The following is a 20,558-nucleotide window of genomic DNA, read 5'->3' as shown; positions in this document are numbered from 1 at the left end:
CCGCATCAGGCGGTGCCCCAGCTGTAGGTCTGCTTGCGCAGCTTGAGGTAGACGAACGCCTCGGTGGAGACCACGCCGGAGACCCCGCGCAGCTTCTGGAGGATCTCCAGCAGGTGCTCGTCGTTGCGGCAGACCACCTCGGCCAGCAGGTCGAACGAGCCGGCGGTGATCACCACGTAGTCGATCTCCTCGAACTCGGCGAGCCGGTCGGCCACCCGCTCCAGGTCGCCGTCGGTGCGCAGGCCGATCATGGCCTGGCGGGGGAAGCCGAGCTGGAGCGGATCGGTCACGGCCACGATCTGCATGACCCCGGCGTCGAGCAGGCGCTGCACTCGCTGGCGCACGGCCGCCTCGGAGAGGCCGACGGCCTTGCCGATGGTGGCGTACGGGCGCCGCCCGTCCTCCTGGAGCTGCTCGATGATCTGCTTGGCGACATCGTCGAGCAGAGCGTGACTGGCGCCTTCACGCACCGTGACGCGACGGTTGCCGTTGCCGTTCTCCACTTGCCGGTTGGCCATCGTCCGCTCCCCATGTCCGAATCCTCGTGCTGAGCGTAGTGCCCCGGCGCAGTCTGGCGTATTTCGTGGTGCTTGGCTAATCCCGCAACGGAATCCCTTGTAAGGGAGGTCACCTCATGTCAGGATCAGTCGTCCATCGCCATTGACCCTCCCGCCGGCGCGCCACCCCCGTCCCGCCGCCGACGATGACCCCCTAGGAGTCGTCACATGCGTAGTCCCCACCGGCACCTCACCCGGCGTGGTCTGCTCACCGGCACCCTCGGCTCGGCCGCCCTGCTCGCCACGGCGGGCACGCTGGCCGGCTGCGGCACCAAGGGTGCACAGCAGACCGAGGCCGGTTGCAAGAGCGAGGACCTTTCCGCCACGGAGAAGAAGCTGGCCTTCTCGAACTGGCCGCAGTACATGGACGTGGACGAGAAGGACGAGTCCAAGCGCCCCACGCTGGACGAGTTCGTCAAGAAGTCCGGCATCCAGGTGACCTACACCGAGGACGTCAACGACAACAACGAGTTCTTCGGCAAGGTGCAGAACCAGCTCGCCGGCTGTCAGACCACCGGGCGCGACATCATGGTCCTCACCGACTGGATGGCGGCCCGGATGATCCGGCTCGGCTGGATCCAGAAGCTCGACAAGGCCAAGCTGCCCAACGTCGAGGCGAACCTGCTGCCCTCCCTGCGCAACCGCTCCTTCGACAGCGACAGCCAGCTCGCCATCCCGTGGCAGTCCGGCCTGGCCGGGCTCGCTTACAACGCCAAGGTGGCCAAGGAGATCCGCACCGTCGACGAGCTGCTCACCCGCCCCGACCTCAAGGGCAAGGTGACGGCGCTGTCGGAGATGCGGGACACCATGGGCCTGCTGCTCCAGTCCAACGGGCACGACCCGGCGAACTTCACCACGGCTCAGTTCGACGACGCGCTGAACAAGCTGAAGAAGGCCGTGGACTCCAAGCAGATCCGCAAGTTCACCGGCAACGACTACGCCCCCGACCTGGCCAAGGGCGACATCGCCGCCTGCATCGGCTGGTCCGGCGACGTGATCCAGCTCGGCTTCGAGGACGAGAAGATCAAGTTCGTGGTGCCCGACTCGGGCGTGATGCTCTGGTCGGACAACATGCTCGTGCCGAACAAGGCGACCCACAAGGCCAACGCCGAAGAGCTGATCAACTACTACTACGACCCGGCGGTCGCCGCGCAGCTCGCCGCGTACGTCAACTACATCTGCCCGGTCAAGGGCGCGCAGGCCGAGATGGAGAAGATCGACCCGGAGCTGGCCGCGAACCCCCTCATCTTCCCCGACGAGGCGATGCTGTCGAAGTCCAAGGTCTTCATGGCCCTGGACGAGAAGCGGGAGAAGGAGTACGAGGCCAAGTTCCAGCAGGTCATCGGGGCGTGAGGCACATGGGACACGAGACACCGGCCGGCGATCTGCGCCTGGCCAACCTGACCAAGCGGTTCGGCGTCTTCACCGCGGTGGACGACCTCAGCCTCACCATCCCGCAGGGCTCGTTCTTCGCCCTGCTCGGGGCGTCCGGCTGCGGCAAGACCACCACCCTGCGGATGATCGCCGGGCTGGAGGAACCGACCAGCGGGCAGGTGCTGCTCGGCGACCGCGACATCGCCGGACTGCGGCCGTACAAGCGGCCGGTGAACACCGTGTTCCAGAGTTACGCGCTCTTCCCGCACCTCGACATCCACGAGAACGTGGCCTTCGGGCTGCGCCGGCGGGGCATCCGCAAGGTGACCGACCAGGTCGAGCGGATGCTCTCGCTGGTGCAGCTCGAAGGGTACGGCCGGCGTAAGCCGGCCCAGCTCTCCGGCGGCCAGCAGCAGCGCGTGGCGCTGGCCCGGGCGCTCATCAACCACCCGCAGGTGCTGCTGCTGGACGAGCCGCTCGGGGCGCTCGACCTCAAGCTGCGCCGGCAGATGCAGATCGAGCTGAAGCGGATCCAGACCGAGGTCGGCATCACCTTCGTGCACGTCACCCACGACCAGGAGGAGGCCATGACCATGGCCGACACGGTCGCGGTGATGAACGCCGGCCGGATCGAGCAGCTCGGCGCCCCCGCCGACCTCTACGAGTACCCGGCCACCGCGTTCGTGGCGAACTTCCTCGGCCAGTCCAACCTGCTGGCCGGCGAGGCCGCCGGCCGCAGCGGCGACGACGTGCTGGTCACGGCGCACGGCGCGCGCTTCTCGGTGCCCGCCGGCCGGGCCCGGGCCGACCACGGGCCGGTCTTCCTCGGGGTACGTCCCGAGAAGCTGCACCTGGTCGGCGGCCCCGACCAGGTGCCCGCCGACCACCAGCACCTCGGGGGCGTGGTCAGCGACGCCTCCTACGTCGGGGTGAGCACGCAGTACCTCGTGCGCACGGCGTGGGGCAGCGAGCTGTCCGTGTTCGCCGCGAACAGCGGGGTCGGCGGACGGGTGCCCGTCGGCGCCCCGGTGACCGCGCACTGGGACCCGCGGCACGCGTTCCTGCTGCCCCGGGCCGCCGGCGAGGACGACCAGACCAGCCCGCTGCTCGACGAGCCGCCGGTGGGTGCGCTGTCATGAGCGCCCTGGCCCACGTACCGACCTCGTCGGGGCAGCCGGCCGCGCCGCCGGGCCCCCGGCGGGGGCGGAGCAGGCTGCTGCCGTACCTCCTGCTGCTGCCCGGCGCCGCCTGGCTGCTGGTCTTCTTCGTCCTGCCGCTGCTCCAGCTCGCCGCGGCCAGCCTCTACGACCCGAGCGGGTCGCTCGCCACCGGCTACGCCATGACCGGGGAGGTCGGCAACTACTGGCGCGCGTTGCAGGCGTACTGGCCGCAGTTCGCCCGGTCGTTCGTCTACTCGGCGATCGCGCTGGTGCTGGCCCTGCTCATGGGCTACCCGCTGGCGTACGCGATCGCGCAGAAGGCCGGCCGGTGGAAGAACCTGCTGCTGGTGGCCGTGGTCGCGCCGATGTTCACCAGCTTCCTGGTGCGCACCCTGGCCTGGAAGACCATCCTGTCGGACAACGGCTGGGTGGTCGGGCTGCTGCGCGAGGCGCACCTGCTCGGGGCGGACGGCCGGCTGCTGGCCACCCCGTTCGCGGTGGTGCTCGGCCTGACGTACAACTTCCTGCCCTTCCTGGTGCTGCCGCTGTACGCGAGCCTGGAGCGGCTCGACCCGCGGCTGCTGGAGGCGGCGAGCGACCTGTACGCGAGCCCGCTGCGCGCCTTCCGGAAGGTCACCCTGCCGCTGTCGATGCCCGGGCTGATCGCCGGCACGCTGCTCTTCTTCATCCCGGCCACCGGTGACTACATCAACGCCGAACTGCTCGGCACGCCCAACGAGTACATGATCGGCAACGTCATCGACTCGGCGTTCCTGGTCCGGCTGGACTACCCGCAGGGCGCGGCGCTGTCGTTCCTGCTCATGGCCGCGATCCTCGCGATCGTCTTCGTCTACCTGCGCAAGGCCGGCACGGAGGAGGTGCTGTGAAACTGAAGCGTTGGCTCGCCGACCGCTGGGTCATGGGCGTGGCACTGCTCGTGCTCGGCTACCTCTCGCTGCCGATCCTCGTGGTCGCCGGGCTCTCCTTCAACCGGCCGTCCAGCCGGCTGTCCTACGACTTCAACGAGTTCACGCTGGACAACTGGACGCACCCCTGCGCCACCTCCGACATGTGCGACGCGGTGGTGCGCAGCATGGAGATCGGCCTGATCGCCACGGTGGTCTCCACCATCCTCGGCACGCTCATGGCGTTCGCCCTGGTCCGGCACGGCTTCCGCGGTCGGTCCGGGATCAACGGCCTGATCTTCCTGCCGATGGCCACCCCGGAGCTGGTGATGGGCACCTCGCTGCTCGCCCTCTTCGTGGCCGCCGGGGTGCCGCAGGGCTTCTGGACCATCGTCATCGCGCACGTGATGTTCTGCGTGTCGTTCGTGGTGGTCACCGTGAAGGCCCGGCTCGCCGGCATGGACCGGCGGCTGGAGGAGGCCGCCATGGACCTCTACGCCAGCGAGTGGCAGACCTTCCGCCGGATCACCCTGCCACTGGTGCTGCCCGGCATCGTGGCCGCCGCTCTGCTCGCCTTCTCGTTGAGCTTCGACGACTTCATCATCACGAACTTCAACGCCGGCACCACGGTCACCTTCCCCATGTACGTCTGGGGTGCCGCCCAGCGCGGCATCCCGCCGCAGGTCAACGTCATCGGCACGGCCATGTTCGCGATCGCGCTGCTGCTGGTCGGCGCCAGTTCGCTGCGCGGCCGCCGGGCCCGGCGCGCCGCCCTAGCGGCTCCCGTCTCCGCCGTCGGGGCTCCCAAGAGCGCGTCATGAACCTCCCGCATACCGGCCGGGCGCTGGCCGACGCCGCGCCCGTCCCGTACTGGCTCGACCGGCCGGAACGACCGGATCCGCTGCCGCCGCTGGCCGGCGTCCACGACGCCGACCTGCTGGTGGTCGGCGGCGGGTACTCCGGCCTCTGGACCGCCCTGCTGGCCAAGGAGGCCGACCCGGACCGGGACGTGCTCCTGGTCGAGGCCGGCACCTGCGGCTGGGCGGCCTCCGGGCGCAACGGCGGGTTCTGCGCGGCGTCGCTCACCCACGGCCTCGCCAACGGCGCCGAGCGGTGGCCCGGCGAGATCGACGAGCTGGAACGGCTCGGCCGGGAGAACCTCGACGCCATCGCCGACACCGTCGTCAAGCACGGCATCGACTGCGACTTCGAACGCACCGGGGAGCTGGCGGTGGCCGTCGAGCCGTACCAGCTCGCCGGGCTGGCGGAGGACGCCGAGCTGGCCCGCCGGTACGGCCACGACGTCCGGCTGCTCGACCGCGACGAGGTACGCGCCGAGGTGGCCTCGCCGACGTACCTCGGTGGGATGTGGGACCGGGACCGGGTGGCCCTGCTCGACCCGGCGAAGCTGGCCTGGGGGCTGCGCCGCGCCGCCCTCGACCTGGGCGTCCGCATCCACGAGCACACCCGGGTCACCGGGCTGGCCCGCGCCGGCGGCACGCTGCGCGCGGCCACGGCCGGCGGCCCGGACGGCGCGCCCGGGGCGGTGCGGGCCCGGCAGGTGGTGCTCGCCACCAACGCGTTCCCGCCGCTGCTGCGCCGGCTGCGCGCCCGGGTGGTGCCGGTCTACGACTACGCGCTGATGACCGAGCCGCTGACGCCCGCCCAGCGCGACGCCATCGGCTGGCGCAACCGGCAGGGGCTGGCCGACACCGGCAACCAGTTCCACTACTACCGGATCACCGCCGACGGCCGGATCCTGTTCGGCGGCTACGACGCCGTCTACCACTACGGCAACCGGATGGCCCCCGAGCTGGAGCAGCGCGAGGCCACCTTCACGGCGCTGGCGTCGCACTTCTTCACGACCTTCCCCCAGCTGGAAGGGTTGCGGTTCAGCCACCGCTGGGGTGGCGTCATCGACACCTGCACCCGGTTCTGCGCGTTCTTCGGCACCGCCTACGAGGGGCGGCTGGCGTACGCGGCCGGGTTCACCGGGCTGGGCGTCGGGGCGACCCGGTTCGGGGCGCGGGTGATGCTCGACCTGCTCGGCGGGGAGGAGACCCTGCTGACCCGGCTCGACCTGGTCCGCCGCAAGCCGCTGCCGTTCCCGCCGGAGCCGATCCGGGCCACCGGCATCAACCTGACCCGCTGGTCGCTCGCCCGCGCCGACGCGCGGGAGGGGCGGCGCAACCTCTGGCTCCGTACTCTCGATCGTCTTGGACTGGGGTTCGACTCCTGATGCGTATCCTCCTCGTCGGCGCCGGTGGCGTCGGCTCCGCCGCCGTATCCATCGCCGCTCGCCGTTCCTTCTTCGAGACCATGGTGGTCGCCGACCACGACCCCGCCCGCGCCGCGCGGGCGGTCGCCGGCCACGGCGACCGGTTCGTCGCCGCGACCGTCGACGCCTCCTCCGCCGAGGCGGTCGCCGCGCTCTGCCGGGAACACCGGATCACCCACGTGCTCAACGCGGTCGACCCGCGCTTCGTCATGCCGATCTTCGACGGCGCGTTCGCCGCCGGCGCCGACTACCTCGACATGGCCATGTCGCTGTCCCGGCCGCACCCGGACGCGCCGCACGCCGAGACCGGGGTGAAGCTCGGCGACGAGCAGTTCGCGGCCGCCGCCGCCTGGGCGGAGGCCGGCCGGCTGGCGCTCTGCGGCATCGGCGTCGAACCCGGCCTCTCCGACGTCTTCGCCCGGTACGCCGCCGACGAACTCTTCACCGAGATCGACGAGATCGGGGTACGCGACGGCGCGAACCTCACCGTCGACGGCTACGACTTCGCCCCCTCGTTCTCCATCTGGACCACCATCGAGGAGTGCCTGAACCCGCCGGTGGTCTGGGAGGCCGACCGGGGCTGGTACACCACGCCGCCGTTCTCCGAGCCCGAGGTGTTCGAGTTCCCCGAGGGGATCGGCCCGGTCGAGTGCGTCAACGTGGAGCACGAGGAGGTGCTGCTCATCCCGCGCTGGGTCAAGGCGAAGCGGGTCACCTTCAAGTACGGCCTCGGCGACGAGTTCATCGAGGTGCTGAAGACGCTGCACAAGCTCGGCCTGGACTCGACGTCGCCCGTCCGCGTCCGCGGCGTCGAGGTGTCCCCGCGCGACGTGGTGGCCGCCTGCCTGCCCGACCCGGCCACGCTCGGCGACCGGATGCGCGGCAAGACCTGCGCCGGCACGTACGTGACGGGCACCGGCCCGGACGGCCGGCCGCGGAAGGTCTACCTCTACCACGTGGTCGACAACGAGTGGTCGATGGCGGAGTACGGTCACCAGGCGGTGGTCTGGCAGACCGCCGTCAACCCGGTCGTGGCCCTGGAGTTGCTGGCCACCGGGGCGTGGTCCGGCACCGGCGTGCTCGGCCCGGAGGCGCTGCCCCCGGTGCCCTTCCTCGACCTGCTCACCGGCTACGGCTCGCCGTGGGGAATGGAGGAGCGGTGACCCGCTACGGCCCGATGTTCGGCCCCGACATCACGTTCCTCGGCGTGCCCCCGTGCACCCTGGAGGAGCCGGTGACGTACGCCGACGCCGACGTGGTGATCGTCGGCGCGCCCTTCGACGGCGGCACCTCGCACCGGCCCGGCACCCGGTTCGGCCCGTCCGCCATCCGCCAGGCCTGCTACCTGCCGCACGACGGCTCCCGCCCCTCTCTGGCCCTGCGCGTGGACGGCCTGCAGGACCTGAATGTGTACGACGCGGGCGACGTCGAGATGTTCTCCGGCGACATCGAACGCTCGCTGGCCTCGCTGGAGACCGCCGTGCACGCGGTCGCCGCCGCCGGGGCCATCCCCATCGTGCTCGGCGGCGACCACTCCATCGCCCTGCCCGACGCCACCGGCGTGGCCCGGCACCACGGGCTCGGCCGGGTGTCGCTGGTGCACTTCGACGCGCACGCCGACACCGGGGACATCGAGTTCGGCTCCCTGCACGGGCACGGCCAGCCGATGCGCCGGCTCATCGAGTCCGGCGCCGTACGCGGCGACCGCTTCCTCCAGATCGGCCTGCGCGGCTACTGGCCGGGGCCGGAGACCCTGTCCTGGATGGCCGAGCAGCGGATGCGCTCGTACGAGATGACCGAGGTGGTGGCACGCGGACTGGACGAGTGCCTCGCGGAGGCGTTCGAGATCGCCACCGACGAGTGCGAGGGCGTCTTCCTCTCCGTCGACGTGGACGTGGTCGACCCCGGCATGGCCCCCGGCACCGGCACCCCCGAGCCCGGCGGGTTCACCTCCCGGCAACTCCTCGACGCGGTCCGCCGGGTCTGCTACGAGCTGCCGGTGGTGGGCGTGGACGTGGTCGAGGTCGCCCCGCCCTACGACCACGCCGACATCACCGCGTACCTCGGCAACCGGGTGGTGCTGGAGGCGCTGTCCGCGATAGCCCGCCGCCGCCGCGACGCGGCGGGCGGCGACCCCTGGAACCCGCACCAACCCCTCCTCGACGCCCGCTGACCCCGCCCTCCCCGCCCCACCTTCCCCGTCGATCTTGCACTTGCGGCCCTGGCATTTCGGTCTTTTCTGTCGTGGAGAGGGCGCAAAGTGCAAGATCGCGGGGGAGGCGCGGCGGGCTAGCACGGGAGTGGGGTTTGTGGGGGGTTTGCACAGGGCTCGGGTTTGTCCACAGGGGAGCGCTCGGGTTGGGGTCGAGGCGGCAGGGTTGGCGCATGACTCAGCTGTGGCGTACCCGGGACCTGATGCGGGTGCTCACCCTGAAGCGAATCCGGATCCAGGTCAAGAAGGAGGAGCTGACCCGGGTGCGGCGGGGCGTCTACGCGCCGGCGCCGTGCGACGACGAGGAGGAACTGCGGGCCCTCCTGCTGTGTCTGCCGGACGGCGCGATGCTGGCGATGCAGACCGCGGCCCGCCGTCACGGATTCGGTGTGCTCCGTGAAACTGCGGTGCATGTGCAACTGCCGCCGGACATCGCCAAGCCACGGCTGCCCGGATTGTTCGTCCATCACTCTGTTCTGCCGGTCCGGCCCGTGTCCGTCCGCGGTCTGCCCTGCGTGCCCGCGGCCCAGTGCGCGGTCGACCTGGCGCGGGGTGTCCGCCGGATGGATGCCATGCCGGTACTCGACGCCGCACTCCGCTCGGGTGCGGTCACGGCCGACGATCTCCTGGCGGAGTTGCCGCTGCACCGGGCCTTACGCGGCGTGCGGCAGGCACGGGAACTCGTGCCTCGGGCTGATGGTCGGGCAGAGTGCCGGCAGGAGAGCCAACTGCGGCTGCTGCTGATCGACGGTGGGCTGCCGGCTCCGGAACCGCAGATGTGGATCTACGACCGGTACGGCGTTCCCCGCTTCCGCGCCGATCTCGGTTACCGCGAGCAGCGGGTCGGGGTGGAGTACGACGGTCTGTCCCACCTCGACCGGAACCGCCTGCGGCACGACCGGGACCGGATGAACTGGTTGGACGCCAACGGTTGGCGGATGCGCTACTTCACCGACCGCGACCTCTGCGCCCGCCCAACCCACATCCTCAAAACCCTCCGTTCCGCCCTGACCCCGTGATCTCCCGCCGCCTTCCCCGGCGATCTTGCACAATCGGCCCCGACATTCAGGGCAATGCCGGCATCCCGAGGGCACTAAGTGCAAGATCGCGGGGAGAGGGGGGAGGGAAGGGGTCAGGGGGCCAGGTGGGAGCGGATGAGGAAGCGGACGCCTTCCGGGGCCTCCAGGGAGAAGCCGCTGCCTCGGCCGGGCACCACGTCGACCGTGAGGCGGGTGTGTTTCCACAAGTTCCACTGGGCGGTCGACATCCAGAACTCGACCGGTTCGGGCACGCCCTCGACCGCCAGCGAGGCGAGCAGCACATCCGAGGCGCCGGTGCGGAACTCGCCGGCCGGGTAGCACATCGGGGCGCTGCCGTCGCAGCAGCCGCCGGACTGGTGGAACATGAGCGGGCCGTGGGCCGCCCGCAGCGACCGGATCAGTCCGGCCGCCGCGGGCGTCAGCGTGACGGGGTCACCCATCAGAAGAAGCCCAGCTTCTGGGGCGAGTAGCTGACCAGCAGGTTCTTGGTCTGCTGGTAGTGCTCCAGCATCATCTTGTGGTTCTCCCGGCCGATGCCGGACTGCTTGTACCCGCCGAACGCGGCGTGGGCCGGGTAGGCGTGGTAGCAGTTGGTCCAGACCCGGCCGGCCTGGATCGCCCGCCCGGCCCGGTACGCGGTGTTCATGTCCCGGGTCCACACGCCGGCCCCGAGGCCGTACAGGGTGTCGTTGGCGATCTTCACGGCGTCGTCCAGGTCGGCGAAGGACGTCACCGAGACCACCGGACCGAAGATCTCCTCCTGGAAGATCCGCATCGAGTTGTCGCCCTCGAAGATGGTGGGCTGCACGTAGTACCCGCCGGACAGCTCACCGCCCAGGTCCGCCCGCTCACCGCCCGCCAGGACGCGAGCGCCCTCCTGCCGGCCGATGTCCAGGTAGGAGAGGATCTTCTCCAGCTGGTCGTTGGACGCCTGCGCCCCGATCATCGTGTCGGTGTCCAGCGGATGCCCCTGCTTGACCGCCTTCGTCCGCTCGACGGCGGCGGCCAGGAAGTCGGAGTAGTGGCCCTGCTGGATCAGCGCCCGGGACGGGCAGGTGCAGACCTCGCCCTGGTTGAGCGCGAACATCGTGAAGCCTTCGAGCGCCTTGTCGCGGAAGTCGTCAGAAGCAGCGCTGACGTCGTCGAAGAAGATGTTCGGGCTCTTGCCGCCAAGCTCCAGGGTGACGGGTTTGATGTTCTCGCTGGCGTACTGCATGATCAGCCGCCCGGTGGTGGTCTCGCCGGTGAACGCCACCTTCGCCACCCGGGGCGAGGAGGCCAGCGGCTTGCCCGCCTCGACGCCGAAGCCGTTGACCACGTTGACCACGCCCGGCGGGAGCAGGTCGGCGACCAGCGAGAGCAGGTAGTGGATCGACGCCGGGGTCTGCTCGGCCGGCTTGAGCACCACGGCGTTGCCGGCGGCGAGCGCCGGGGCGAGCTTCCAGACCGCCATGAGGATCGGGAAGTTCCACGGGATGATCTGCCCGACCACGCCGAGCGGCTCGTGGAAGTGGTACGCCACCGTGTCGTCGTCGATCTCGCCGAGCGAGCCCTCCTGGGCCCGGATCGCCCCGGCGAAGTAGCGGAAGTGGTCGATGGCGAGCGGGATGTCGGCGGCCAGGGTCTCGCGTACCGGCTTGCCGTTCTCCCAGGTCTCGGCGATGGCGAGGGATTCCAGGTTGTCCTGCATCCGGTCGGCGATCTTGTTGAGGATGAGCGACCGCTCGGCGACCGAGGTGCGGCCCCAGGCGTCGGCGGCGCCGTGCGCCGCGTCGAGGGCCTTCTCCACGTCCTCGGCGGTGCCCCGGGCCACCTCGCAGAAGGTCTGCCCGGTCACCGGGGTGGGGTTCTCGAAGTACCGGCCACCGTGCGGCTTCACGTACTCGCCGCCGATGAAGTGGTCGTAACGGGACTGCCAGTGGGTGGGGGCGTCGTAGCGCGTCATGGGTACCTCCGCCGTCCGTCAGGGGTGGACGGCGGGGACGTTAGTTTCCGCGACGTTGCAGCAACGTTGCGCGCGGGAGGTCGTACTCCTCGGCGAGCTGGCGGGCCCGCGCCAGCGCGAGGGGCCGGCGCGGCGCGCCCGGCGGCAACGCCCGCGCCAGGGCCTGCCAGGCGGTGAGGTCGTCCGCGCCCGTGGGCGTCGCGGTCCAGGCCGTGAGCAGCGCCGGGTCCGCGGCGGCCAGCACGGCCGCGCGGAGCTGGCCGTCGACCAGCCGGCGCAGTCGCGCCACTCCCGGCGCGTCCGACCCGGGCAGCAGGGGCCCGGGGTACGCGCGCAGCGCCCCCGCCGGATCGCCGTGTTCCAGCAGTTCGGTGACGGTACGGAAGTCCGCGCGCACGGCCGGCCGCAGCCGGTAGGGGCGGGAGTCGAGCAGTTCCTCGCCGAGCGCCCGGCGCAGCCGGGACAGTTCGGCGCGCAGGGTGACCGGGTGCAGCCGGTCGTCGCCGTACAGGTCGAGGCCGAGCTGTTCCCCGGTGCGCCCCTCGGGATGGTCGAGAAGCAGCACCAGCAACTCGCTGTGCCGGCGACCGAGCCGGATCCGCCGGCCGCCCACGCGCAGTTCCGCCTCGTCGCGGCCGAGGGCGGCGACGTGCAGCACGTCGGGTTCGGCGGGGGCGGCGCCGGCCAGGAACGCCTCGGCCGCCCGGGCGGTGGCCCGGACCAGGGCCAGGCTCTGCGGGGTGGCCAGGTGGTCCCCGCCGGTGATGTCGATCGCGCCGAGCAGCCGGCCGGTGAGCGGGTCGTGGATCGGCGCGGCGGCGCAGGTCCAGCGCTGCACCGGCCGGACGAAGTGCTCGGTGGCGAAGATCTGCACGCTGTGGTCGACGGCCAGGGCGGTGCCGGGCGCGTTGGTGCCGGCGTGGGCCTCGTCCCAGCGGGCGCCGGGCACGAAGTTCATCCGCTCGGCGTGCCGGAGCACCCCGGGGTGCCCCTCCACCCAGAGCAGCCGCCCGTCCGCGTCGCAGACCGCCATGAGGTGCGCGCCGTCCTGCGCGATGCCGCCGAGCAGGTCGCGGAAGAGGGGCAGCACGCGGGCCAGCGGGTGGGCGGCCCGGTAGCTCGCGAGCGCGCCGTCGGTGAGGTCGACCGGGGCGGTGGCCTCGGGGTCGAGCAGCGCGGACCGCTCCCACGAGCGGCGGACCACGTCGCGGACCCGGCCGGTGGTGGTGCCGGCGGTGAGGAACGCTTCATGGGCGGCGCCGACCTGCGCGATCCGCTCGGCCGGATCGGCGCCGAATTCCAGGGCGAGCCACGGGTCAGCCATCGGCGACCTCCTCGCGCCCATGGTGACCCAGCTCACCGCCGATCGCCAAGCCGCACCGGAACTTGTTCCGGCAAGACCCGCCGGCGCGGGGGCCGGCGAACTACCCGATCGGCTGGTGGCGCCCGTCCTACGCGACCGGTACTGGGCCCTGCTCACCGGAGCGCCACACAACCGTTACGGTCCGTTGTGATTTTCCGTCCCGGCTGAACGGTCCGGCCCTCCCGTCCGTACCAGGCGTCGAACGCGATCACCGGACGACGGGAGAGACAACGTGAGGGTGCAGCGCAAGCACGTGCTGGCGGCGACCGTGGCACTGGCCGCCTCGGCGGTCGTTGCGGTGGGCACGGGGATGGGCTTCGCGGAGACCGCCCCGGCCGGGCAGTCGGCCTGTGCCGGGTCGGTGACCTTCTCGGCGGAGGGCGGCGCGCCGGCGGCGACCAGCGACCGGTTCCCGGTGGGTACCCGGCTGCGGGTGACCAACCTGGACAACCGCAAGGTGGCCACGGTGACGGTGACCGGACCGTCCGGGAGTTGCGTGCTGCTCAACGCGGCGGCCATGGACCTGGTCCGCGAGCCGGGCAAGAACGTGATCCGCCGCAACCTGGTCGAACGCCTCGACGGCGGCACCCCGGCGACCGGCGCGGCACGGCCGGGTGGCGGGGCCCCGGTGGGCGAGGCCCGTCCGGGCAACGCCCAGCCCGGTGGCGCGCCCGCCAGCGTCTGCACCGGGGCGATCACCTTCTCGGCCGAGGGCGGTGCGCCGGCCGCCACCAGCGGGCAGTTCCCGGTGGGCACCCGGCTGCGGGTGACCAACCTGGACAACGGCAAGGTGGCGACCGTGACGGTGACCGGGCCGTCCGGAAGTTGCGTGCTGCTCAACGCGGCGGCCATGGACCTGATCCGGGAGCCGGGCAAGAACCTGGTGCGCCGCAACGTGGTGGAACTGCTCCGCTGAGCCGGGCCGGCAGGGTGGGTGGTGGCGCACCCACCCTGCCGGAGGGGCTCAGGCGAGCCGGCGGATCCGGCGCAGCGCGAGGTAGAGCAGGACGGCCGCGAGGGCGACGAAGATGCCGGTCTCGATGCTCTGGAACAGCCAGAACCGGTCGCCGGGCTGGTAGAGCTGCCAGTTGTAGGCGCCGGGCTGGACGCCGAGTTCGGCGCCGCACGGCCGGCCGCCCGGCCCCTGGACGTCCGGCGGGCACACGATCTGCGCGTCGGGGGCCACCATCTTGCCGTCGGGGTTGCGCACGCCGCTGGACAGGATCCAGTCGCCGCGGTTCATCGGCATCCGGCCGTCCCCGAGCACGGGGAACTCGGCGGTGCGGGCGGGCTGGTAGTGGGGCCGGGCCAGGACCTCGACGGCGGCCCGCACGCCGATGTAACCGACGAGGGTGATGGTCATGGCCGGCAGCATCCGCCGCCCGAGGGTGCCGGCGAAGATGCCGAGCGCCACGGCGAAGAGGGTGTAGCCGATCGGGGCGACGCCCTGGAGGTCGAAGACCACGAAGCCGAGGCGGCCCTCGCGGGCGGCCTGGGTCAGTGGGCTGACCCACCACGACATGCCCAGCCCGTAGCAGACGGCCGCGATCGTGGTCACCGCGACGACCAGCCCGAACTTCACCATCGCCCAGTGCCGCCGGCCGATGCCCTGGGTCCAGGCGAACCGGTGGGTGCCCTGCTCCACCTCGCGGGCGACCAGGGGCGCGCCCCAGAACAGGCCGACGAGCATGGGCAGCACGAGCAGCAGGACGGCGACCAGGTTCAGGTTGCCGTACCGGTTGGTGAACTGGTGGAACGCTCCCTCGCAGGTGTCCGCGGTCGCCGGCGCCACGTCGCTGCGGGACAGCGCGCGGACGCACTCCGGCAGCCCGAGGTCGGTGAACGTGTGGCGCATCGAGATGCCGATCGGGATCATGAGCGCGGCGAGCACCGCGAACCCGATGAGGGTGAACAGCACCTGCCTGCGGTGCTGCCTCCAGGCCAGGGTGATCACGCCGGCACCTCCCATTCCGTGTGGCTGGCCCTGGTCTCGCCCTCGCCGAGGTAGGCCAGGATGACCTCCTCCAGGGTCACGTCGTGCACCGTCCACTCCGGGTCGACCACCCCGTCGACCCGGGCCAGCAGCGTCGACTGGCGATCGGTGTGGCTGGCCCGGACCACCGCCTCGACCCCGGTGATCGGTTCGCCGGCGTGCCGGGGGCCGACCAGTTGCCGGTGGCCGGCGACCAGGTCCTCGACCGCGCCGACGAGGCGTACGCGGGAGGCGTTCAGGACGACCAGGTGGTCGCAGACGCGTTCCAGGTCGCCGAGCAGGTGCGAGGAGAGCAGCACCGTCGTCCCGGACTCGGCGACGCTGCCCATCAGCGACTGGAGGAACTCGCGGCGGGCGAGGGGGTCGAGGCTGGCGACCGGCTCGTCGAGGAGCAGCAGCCGGGGCCGCTTGGCGAGGGCCAGCGCGAGTGCCACCTGGGCGCGCTGGCCGCCGGAGAGCCGGCCGACCGGCAGCTTCGGCGGGATGCCGAGCTGGGCGAGCCGCTCGCGGGCCAGCGCGCCGTCCCAGCGGCTGTTCATCCGCCCGGTGATGCGGACGAGTTCGGCCGCGGTGAAGTCGCGGTAGAGCGGGGTGTCCTGGGCGACGAAGCCGACCTCGGGCAGCACCGCCGGGTTGTCGTAGGGCGTGCGGCCGAAGACCCGTACCGTGCCGGCGTCCGGCCGGAGCAGGCCGACGGCGAGGTGCAGCAGGGTGCTCTTGCCGGCGCCGTTCGGGCCGACCAGGCCGGCGATCCGCCCGGCGGGCAGCTGGAACGAGCAGTCCTGCAACGCCCAGCGTCGCCCGTAGCGCTTGCCGAGTTGCTCGGCCTCCAGCGCGATCTCCATCTGGTGTCCTCTCATCGGGCCGCGGCGGGCCGGGTGCGGGCCGCCTCGGCGGCGAGCGTCGCGCGCAGGGTGGTCTCGACCAGGGCGGTGACGTCTTCCGAGGTGAGGCCGGCGGCCCGGGCGCGGCGCAGCCAGGCCACGAGCTCCGCGCGCAGCTCGGCCTGGTCGGCCAGGGGAGGGCCGCCGAGGGTACGGCGGACGAACGTGCCGACCCCGGGACGGCCCTCGACGAGGCCCTCGATCTCCAGTTCCCGGTACGCCTTCAGCACGGTGTTGGGGTTGATGGCCAGCGCCTGGGCCACCTCGCGGACCTTGGGGAGCTGGTCGCCGGGCGTCAGCAGCCCCACCCGGAGGGCCTGTTTGACCTGCTGGATCAGCTGCACGTACGTGTTCACCTTGGACCGGGCGTCCAACACGAACTCGATCACACGGGAACCTGCCCTTCTATTGTCCTACGACAGTAGGACTATAGGACAGGATTCCGCCGCGGTGGGGACCTTCTCAGAGAGTTGCCAGAGTGGAGGGTGGAACACCACGGGCGGCACCTGGGGGGGTCGACGCCCGTGGTGTTCCACGATCGGGGCTGACCTCGGTCAGCCGAACGCCGCCTCCAGGATGTCCAGGCCGCGGGCCAGCTCGTCGTCGGCGATGACGAGCGGGGGCAGGAACCGCAGCACGTTGCCGTACGTGCCGCAGGTCAGGGTGAGCAGGCCGGCCGCGTGGCAGGCCGCCGAAATCGCCGCCGTGGCGGCCGGGTCCGGGGTCAGCGTGCCCGGCTGGACGATCTCCACGGCGAGCATCGCGCCGCGGCCGCGTACCTCGGCGATGCGCGGGTCGCGGGCGGCGATCGCGCGCAGCCGGTCGACCATGACGGTGCCGATCCGCCGGGCGGCGGCGGCCAGGTCCAGCTCGTGCATGGTCTCGATGGCCGCGAGCGCGGCCGCGCAGGCGATCGGGTTGCCGCCGTACGTCCCGCCGAGGCCACCCACGTGCACCGCGTCCATCAGCTCCGCCCGGCCCGTGACCGCGGCGAGCGGCAACCCGCCGGCGATGCCCTTGGCCAGGGTGACCAGGTCCGGCTCGACGCCCTCGTGCTGGCAGGCGAACCAGTCGCCGGTCCGGCAGAACCCGGTCTGGATCTCGTCGGCGACGAACACCACCCCGGCGGCGGTCGCCCACTCGCGCAGCGCCGGCAGGAACCCCTCGGCCGGCACCACGAAACCGCCCTCGCCCTGGATCGGCTCGATGAGCAGCGCCGCCACGTTCTCCGCGCCGACCTGCTTCTCCACCATCTCGATGGCCCGCGCCGCCGCGGTCGCCCCGTCGAGGCCGCCGTCGCGCAGCGGGTACGACATCGGCACCCGGTAGACCTCGCCGGCGAACGGCCCGAACCGGTGCTTGTACGGCATGTTCTTCGCGGTCAGCGCCATGGTCAGGTTCGTCCGGCCGTGGTACGCGTGGTCGAAGACCACCACGGCCGGCCGCCCGGTGGCGTGCCGCGCGATCTTCACGGCGTTCTCCACCGCTTCGGCGCCGGAGTTGAACAGCGCCGAGCGCTTCTCGAAGTCGCCCGGGGTCAGCGCGTTGAGCTGCTCGCAGACCGCCACGTACGACTCGTAGGGCGCCACCATGAAGCAGGTGTGGGTGAAGCGCTCGACCTGCGCGCGTACCGCCTCGACGACCTTCGGGGCGGAGTTGCCCACGTTGGCGACCGCGATGCCGGCCGCGAAGTCGATCCACTGCCGCCCGTCGACGTCGGTGATCGTCCCGCCGCCCGCGTGGTCGACGTAGGCGGTGATGGTGCTGCCGACGCCCCGGGCGACGGCCGCCCCCCGGCGCTTGTGCAGCTCGTCCGACGATGCCATTGGTCAGCCCTCGATGTTGTGCATGACGTGCTTGATCCGGGTGTAGTCCTCCAGGCTGTAGACCGAGAGGTCCTTGCCGTGCCCGGAGTGCTTGAAGCCGCCGTGCGGCATCTCGGAGACGAACGGGATGTGGGTGTTGACCCAGACGCAGCCGAAGTCCAACCGGCGGGTCATCCGCATGGCGCGGCCGTGGTCCTTCGTCCACACCGAGGCGGACAGGCCGTAGTCCACGCCGTTGGCCCAGCGCACCGCCTCGTCCTCGTCGGAGAAGCGCTGCACGGTGATGACCGGGCCGAACACCTCGTCCTGAATGATCTCGTCAGCCTGCCGGACGCCGGACACCACGGTCGGGGCGTAGAAGTAGCCGCGCTCGCCGACCTGCGAGCCGCCGGTGTCGACCTTCGCGTGGTCCGGCAGCCGGTCCACGAAGCCCCGCACCCGGGCGAGCTGGTTGGCGTTGTTCAGTGGGCCGTACAGGACGTCCTCGTCGTCCGGCGCGCCGGTCTTGGTGTTGCGGGCCTGCTCGGCCAGGGCGGCGACGAAGTCGTCGTGGACGCCGGGGCCGGCGAGCACGCGGGTCGCGGCCGTGCAGTCCTGGCCGGCGTTGAAGTAGCCGCCCACCGCGATCGCCTCGGCCGCGGCCTCGATGTCGGCGTCGTCGAAGATCACGACGGGGGCCTTGCCGCCCAGCTCCAGGTGGGTCCGCTTGAGGTCCGGCGCGGCCGCGGAGGCCACCTCCATGCCTGCGCGGGTCGAGCCCGTGATGGACACCAGCTGCGGGGTCGGGTGGGAGACGAGGGCGCGACCGGTGTCCCGGTTACCGCAGACGACGTTGAACACGCCCGGCGGGAAGAACTCCGAGGCGATCTCGGCCAGCAGCAGCGTCGACACCGGCGTGGTGTCCGACGGCTTCAGCACCACCGTGTTGCCGGCGGCCAGGGCCGGGGCGATCTTCCAGACCGCCATCATGAGCGGGTAGTTCCAGGGCGTGACCTGGGCGCAGACGCCGATCGGCTCGCGCCGCACGTACGAGGTGTGCCCGGCCATGTACTCCCCGGCCGAGCGCCCCTCCAGCAGGCGGGCCGCGCCCGCGAAGAAGCGGAACTGATCCACCGCCGGCGGCAGCTCCTCGTCGGCCGTGAGCTGGCGGGGCTTGCCGGTGTTGCGGACCTCGGCGTCGACCAGTTCGGCCGCCCGCGACTCCACCGCGTCGGCCAGCTTCAGCAGAGCCTTCTGCCGCTCGCCCGGGGTGGCGTCCCGCCAGGTCTCGAACGCGGCGGCGGCCGCCTTCATGGCCTTGTCCACGTCCGCCGCCCCGGAGACCGGCGCCTGGGCGAAGACCTCGCCGGTGCACGGGTCGATCAGGTCGGCGTAGCCGCCGTCCACCGGGTCGACGTACTCGCCGTTGACGAAGTTGCGCAGCTGTTGCTGGTCGCTCATCAGAAGTCTCCGAGGGTGGCCGGGGGGAAGGTCAGCGGAGGTTATCGCAATCTGACTGCCATCTTGACTACTGAATCCGAGGCAGACAAGGGTTTGGGCAACTGTTTCCGCGCGGGCTTACGTGGTCTACGCTGCCGAGCGTGGAGCCGAGAGCCTTCTATGTCGCCGGCCGCCCCGCCCACGGCGAGGGGGAGCTGACCGTCACCCACCCGTACGACGGCCGGGCGGTGGGGCGTACCACCCTCGCCACGCCCGACCAGGTCGAAGCCGCCGTCGCGGCAGCCGCCGAGGTGACCGCGGCGGCCGCGGCCCTGCCCGCGCACGCCCGCGCGGCCGCCCTCGACCACGTCTCCCGGCGGCTGGCCGAACGGGCCGACGAGGTCGCCGCCCTCATCACCGCCGAGAACGGCAAGCCGGTGAAATGGGCGAAGGCCGAGGTGGGGCGGGCCGTCTCCACCTTCCGCTGGGCCGCCGAGGAGGCCCGGCGCTTCTCCGGCGAGCTGCAACGCCTGGACACCGACCCGGCGGCCACCGGACGGATCGCGCTGGTCCGGCGGGTGCCCCGCGGACCCGTGCTGGGCATCGCCCCGTTCAACTTCCCGCTGAACCTGGTCGCGCACAAGGTCGCCCCGGCCATCGCCGTCGGCGCGCCCATCGTGGTCAAGCCGGCGCCGGCCACCCCGCTCTCCGCGCTGCTGCTCGGCGAGATCCTCGCCGAGACCGACCTGCCCGAGGGGATGTTCTCGGTGCTGCCGCTGCCCAACGAGCGCGCCGCCGACCTCGTCGCCGACCCCCGGCTGCCCGTCGTGTCGTTCACCGGCTCCGGGCCGGTCGGCGCGGCGATCCGCCGGGCCGCCCCGGACAAGCACGTCACCCTGGAACTCGGCGGCAACGCCGCCGCGGTGATCTGCGAGGACTGGGCGTCGGACGGTGACCTCACCTTCGCCGCGCACCGGATCGCCACCTTCTCCAACTACCAGGCCGGGCAGTCGTGCATCGCCGTGCAGCGGGTGTACGTGCACGAATGGCTCTACGACGGCTTCCTGCCCCGGCTCGTCGCGGCCGTCGAGGAACTGCGCACCGGCGACCCGACCTCCGAGCTGACCGACGTGGGCCCGCTGGTCTCCGTCGAAGCGGCCGAACGCGTCGAGGCGTGGGTGGACGAGGCCGTCGCCGCCGGCGCCACCATCGAGGTGGGCGGGCGGCGGAACGGCGCCACCTACCCGCCGACCGTGCTCAGCGGGGTGCCGTCCTCGGCCAAGGTCTGCACCGAGGAGGTGTTCGGGCCGGTGCTGGTGGTCGCCCCGGTCACCGACGACCGGGCCGGGTTCGCCGCCGTCAACGACTCCGCGTACGGGTTGCAGGCCGGGGTGTTCACCCACAACCTGCAGACCGCCTTCCTGGCCTCCCGCACACTGGAGGTCGGCGGCGTGATCGTCGGGGACGTGCCGTCGTACCGGGCCGACCAGATGCCGTACGGCGGGGTGAAGGGCTCGGGCGTGGGGCGGGAAGGGCTGCGCAGCGCCATGGACGACTACACCGAGCCGCGCGTCATGGTCCTGACCGGGGTGACTCTGTAGC

General features: G+C 71.9%; 19 protein-coding genes. 10 read left to right on the top strand and 9 right to left on the bottom strand.

All coding sequences use genetic code 11. The features are described from left to right. Positions 1–5 precede the first annotated feature (5 nt). Positions 6–518, bottom strand: a complete 513-nt coding sequence (locus FXF50_RS26030; RefSeq protein WP_148431574.1) for an Lrp/AsnC family transcriptional regulator — start codon at positions 516–518, stop codon at positions 6–8. A gap of 207 nt (positions 519–725) precedes the next feature. On the opposite strand from FXF50_RS26030, the gene FXF50_RS26025 reads away from it, so the two are divergent. The 8 genes from FXF50_RS26025 to FXF50_RS25990 all read left to right on the top strand — a co-directional run bounded on the left by FXF50_RS26025 (position 726) and on the right by FXF50_RS25990 (position 9,505). Continuing rightward, the gene (locus FXF50_RS26025; RefSeq protein WP_148431573.1) at positions 726–1,910 is read left to right on the top strand and encodes a PotD/PotF family extracellular solute-binding protein; all 1,185 of its coding nucleotides are present in this window, start codon (positions 726–728) and stop codon (positions 1,908–1,910) included. 5 nt (positions 1,911–1,915) lie between these two features. Next, complete coding sequence (locus tag FXF50_RS26020) at positions 1,916–3,070, top strand: ABC transporter ATP-binding protein (protein WP_148431572.1); 1,155 nt, start codon at positions 1,916–1,918, stop codon at positions 3,068–3,070. Beyond that, entirely contained in the window at positions 3,067–3,978 is a 912-nt protein-coding gene (locus tag FXF50_RS26015) for an ABC transporter permease (protein ID WP_148431571.1), read from the top strand. Before FXF50_RS26020 ends, FXF50_RS26015 begins: the two co-directional genes overlap by 4 nt. Then, on the top strand, positions 3,975–4,817 hold the full coding sequence (locus FXF50_RS26010; RefSeq protein WP_255510194.1) for an ABC transporter permease: 843 nt from the start codon (positions 3,975–3,977) through the stop codon (positions 4,815–4,817). The genes FXF50_RS26015 and FXF50_RS26010 overlap by 4 nt, the downstream gene beginning before the upstream one ends. Beyond that, entirely contained in the window at positions 4,814–6,235 is a 1,422-nt protein-coding gene (locus FXF50_RS26005) for an FAD-binding oxidoreductase (RefSeq protein ID WP_148431570.1), read from the top strand. Before FXF50_RS26010 ends, FXF50_RS26005 begins: the two co-directional genes overlap by 4 nt. Then, entirely contained in the window at positions 6,235–7,437 is a 1,203-nt protein-coding gene (locus tag FXF50_RS26000) for a saccharopine dehydrogenase family protein (RefSeq protein ID WP_148431569.1), read from the top strand. Before FXF50_RS26005 ends, FXF50_RS26000 begins: the two co-directional genes overlap by 1 nt. Next, entirely contained in the window at positions 7,434–8,447 is a 1,014-nt protein-coding gene (gene speB / locus FXF50_RS25995) for an agmatinase (RefSeq protein ID WP_148431568.1), read from the top strand. The genes FXF50_RS26000 and speB overlap by 4 nt, the downstream gene beginning before the upstream one ends. A 242-nt stretch (positions 8,448–8,689) precedes the next feature. Further along, positions 8,690–9,505 carry a hypothetical protein gene (locus FXF50_RS25990; RefSeq protein WP_255510193.1) on the top strand — a complete coding sequence of 272 codons (816 nt, stop codon included), beginning with the start codon at positions 8,690–8,692 and terminating at the stop codon, positions 9,503–9,505. A gap of 113 nt (positions 9,506–9,618) precedes the next feature. Here the strand turns inward: FXF50_RS25990 and FXF50_RS25985 are convergent, their stop codons facing one another. The 3 genes from FXF50_RS25985 to FXF50_RS25975 are packed head-to-tail and all read right to left on the bottom strand — an operon-like array spanning position 9,619 to position 12,795. Continuing rightward, positions 9,619–9,966: a DUF779 domain-containing protein gene (locus FXF50_RS25985; RefSeq protein ID WP_148431566.1), complete on the bottom strand. Its 348-nt coding sequence runs from the start codon at positions 9,964–9,966 to the stop codon at positions 9,619–9,621. Further along, the gene (adh, locus tag FXF50_RS25980) at positions 9,966–11,471 is read right to left on the bottom strand and encodes an aldehyde dehydrogenase (RefSeq protein ID WP_091313613.1); all 1,506 of its coding nucleotides are present in this window, start codon (positions 11,469–11,471) and stop codon (positions 9,966–9,968) included. The genes FXF50_RS25985 and adh overlap by 1 nt, the downstream gene beginning before the upstream one ends. A gap of 40 nt (positions 11,472–11,511) precedes the next feature. Beyond that, a complete protein-coding gene (locus FXF50_RS25975; RefSeq protein WP_148431565.1) occupies positions 11,512–12,795 on the bottom strand; it encodes a GAF domain-containing protein in 1,284 nt (427 codons plus the stop codon). Between the two features lie 271 nt (positions 12,796–13,066). On the opposite strand from FXF50_RS25975, the gene FXF50_RS25965 reads away from it, so the two are divergent. Then, a complete protein-coding gene (locus FXF50_RS25965; RefSeq protein WP_148431564.1) occupies positions 13,067–13,750 on the top strand; it encodes a hypothetical protein in 684 nt (227 codons plus the stop codon). A gap of 48 nt (positions 13,751–13,798) precedes the next feature. On the opposite strand, the gene FXF50_RS25960 is transcribed toward FXF50_RS25965, so the two are convergent. From FXF50_RS25960 to FXF50_RS25940, 5 genes are all read right to left on the bottom strand, one after another. Next, on the bottom strand, positions 13,799–14,788 hold the full coding sequence (locus tag FXF50_RS25960; protein WP_148431563.1) for a transporter: 990 nt from the start codon (positions 14,786–14,788) through the stop codon (positions 13,799–13,801). After that, positions 14,785–15,672 (bottom strand): ABC transporter ATP-binding protein, encoded by an 888-nt coding sequence (locus FXF50_RS25955; RefSeq protein ID WP_148431562.1) that lies wholly within the window; start codon positions 15,670–15,672, stop codon positions 14,785–14,787. Before FXF50_RS25955 ends, FXF50_RS25960 begins: the two co-directional genes overlap by 4 nt. Positions 15,673–15,683: 11 nt before the next feature. After that, positions 15,684–16,100 carry a GntR family transcriptional regulator gene (locus tag FXF50_RS25950; RefSeq protein ID WP_148431561.1) on the bottom strand — a complete coding sequence of 139 codons (417 nt, stop codon included), beginning with the start codon at positions 16,098–16,100 and terminating at the stop codon, positions 15,684–15,686. 165 nt (positions 16,101–16,265) lie between these two features. Continuing rightward, positions 16,266–17,537 carry a 4-aminobutyrate--2-oxoglutarate transaminase gene (gabT, locus tag FXF50_RS25945; RefSeq protein ID WP_148431560.1) on the bottom strand — a complete coding sequence of 424 codons (1,272 nt, stop codon included), beginning with the start codon at positions 17,535–17,537 and terminating at the stop codon, positions 16,266–16,268. A gap of 3 nt (positions 17,538–17,540) precedes the next feature. Then, positions 17,541–18,977: a gamma-aminobutyraldehyde dehydrogenase gene (locus FXF50_RS25940; RefSeq protein WP_148431559.1), complete on the bottom strand. Its 1,437-nt coding sequence runs from the start codon at positions 18,975–18,977 to the stop codon at positions 17,541–17,543. Positions 18,978–19,117: 140 nt separating this feature from the next. Between FXF50_RS25940 and FXF50_RS25935 the strand changes: the two genes are divergently transcribed. Next, entirely contained in the window at positions 19,118–20,557 is a 1,440-nt protein-coding gene (locus tag FXF50_RS25935) for an aldehyde dehydrogenase family protein (protein WP_148431558.1), read from the top strand. Position 20,558 lies beyond the last annotated feature (1 nt).

Origin of the sequence: Micromonospora sp. AP08, assembly GCF_008085935.1 — a bacterium.
GTDB lineage: Bacteria > Actinomycetota > Actinomycetes > Mycobacteriales > Micromonosporaceae > Micromonospora > Micromonospora chersina.
This window is presented reverse-complemented; position numbering and strand designations above follow the sequence as displayed.

Excerpts from the sequence above, each read along its gene's own strand:
- FXF50_RS25990 (WP_255510193.1), top strand. The coding sequence starts at position 8,690 with ATGCGGGTGCTCACCCTGAAGCGAATCCGGATCCAGGTCAAGAAGGAG.
- FXF50_RS25940 (WP_148431559.1), bottom strand. The coding sequence starts at position 18,977 with ATGAGCGACCAGCAACAGCTGCGCAACTTCGTCAACGGCGAGTACGTC.
- FXF50_RS25985 (WP_148431566.1), bottom strand. The coding sequence starts at position 9,966 with ATGGGTGACCCCGTCACGCTGACGCCCGCGGCGGCCGGACTGATCCGG.
- FXF50_RS26005 (WP_148431570.1), top strand. The coding sequence starts at position 4,814 with ATGAACCTCCCGCATACCGGCCGGGCGCTGGCCGACGCCGCGCCCGTC.
- gabT (WP_148431560.1), bottom strand. The coding sequence starts at position 17,537 with ATGGCATCGTCGGACGAGCTGCACAAGCGCCGGGGGGCGGCCGTCGCC.
- FXF50_RS26020 (WP_148431572.1), top strand. The coding sequence starts at position 1,916 with ATGGGACACGAGACACCGGCCGGCGATCTGCGCCTGGCCAACCTGACC.
- FXF50_RS26000 (WP_148431569.1), top strand. The coding sequence starts at position 6,235 with ATGCGTATCCTCCTCGTCGGCGCCGGTGGCGTCGGCTCCGCCGCCGTA.
- adh (WP_091313613.1), bottom strand. The coding sequence starts at position 11,471 with ATGACGCGCTACGACGCCCCCACCCACTGGCAGTCCCGTTACGACCAC.
- FXF50_RS25975 (WP_148431565.1), bottom strand. The coding sequence starts at position 12,795 with ATGGCTGACCCGTGGCTCGCCCTGGAATTCGGCGCCGATCCGGCCGAG.
- FXF50_RS26015 (WP_148431571.1), top strand. The coding sequence starts at position 3,067 with ATGAGCGCCCTGGCCCACGTACCGACCTCGTCGGGGCAGCCGGCCGCG.
- FXF50_RS26030 (WP_148431574.1), bottom strand. The coding sequence starts at position 518 with ATGGCCAACCGGCAAGTGGAGAACGGCAACGGCAACCGTCGCGTCACG.
- FXF50_RS25955 (WP_148431562.1), bottom strand. The coding sequence starts at position 15,672 with ATGGAGATCGCGCTGGAGGCCGAGCAACTCGGCAAGCGCTACGGGCGA.
- FXF50_RS26025 (WP_148431573.1), top strand. The coding sequence starts at position 726 with ATGCGTAGTCCCCACCGGCACCTCACCCGGCGTGGTCTGCTCACCGGC.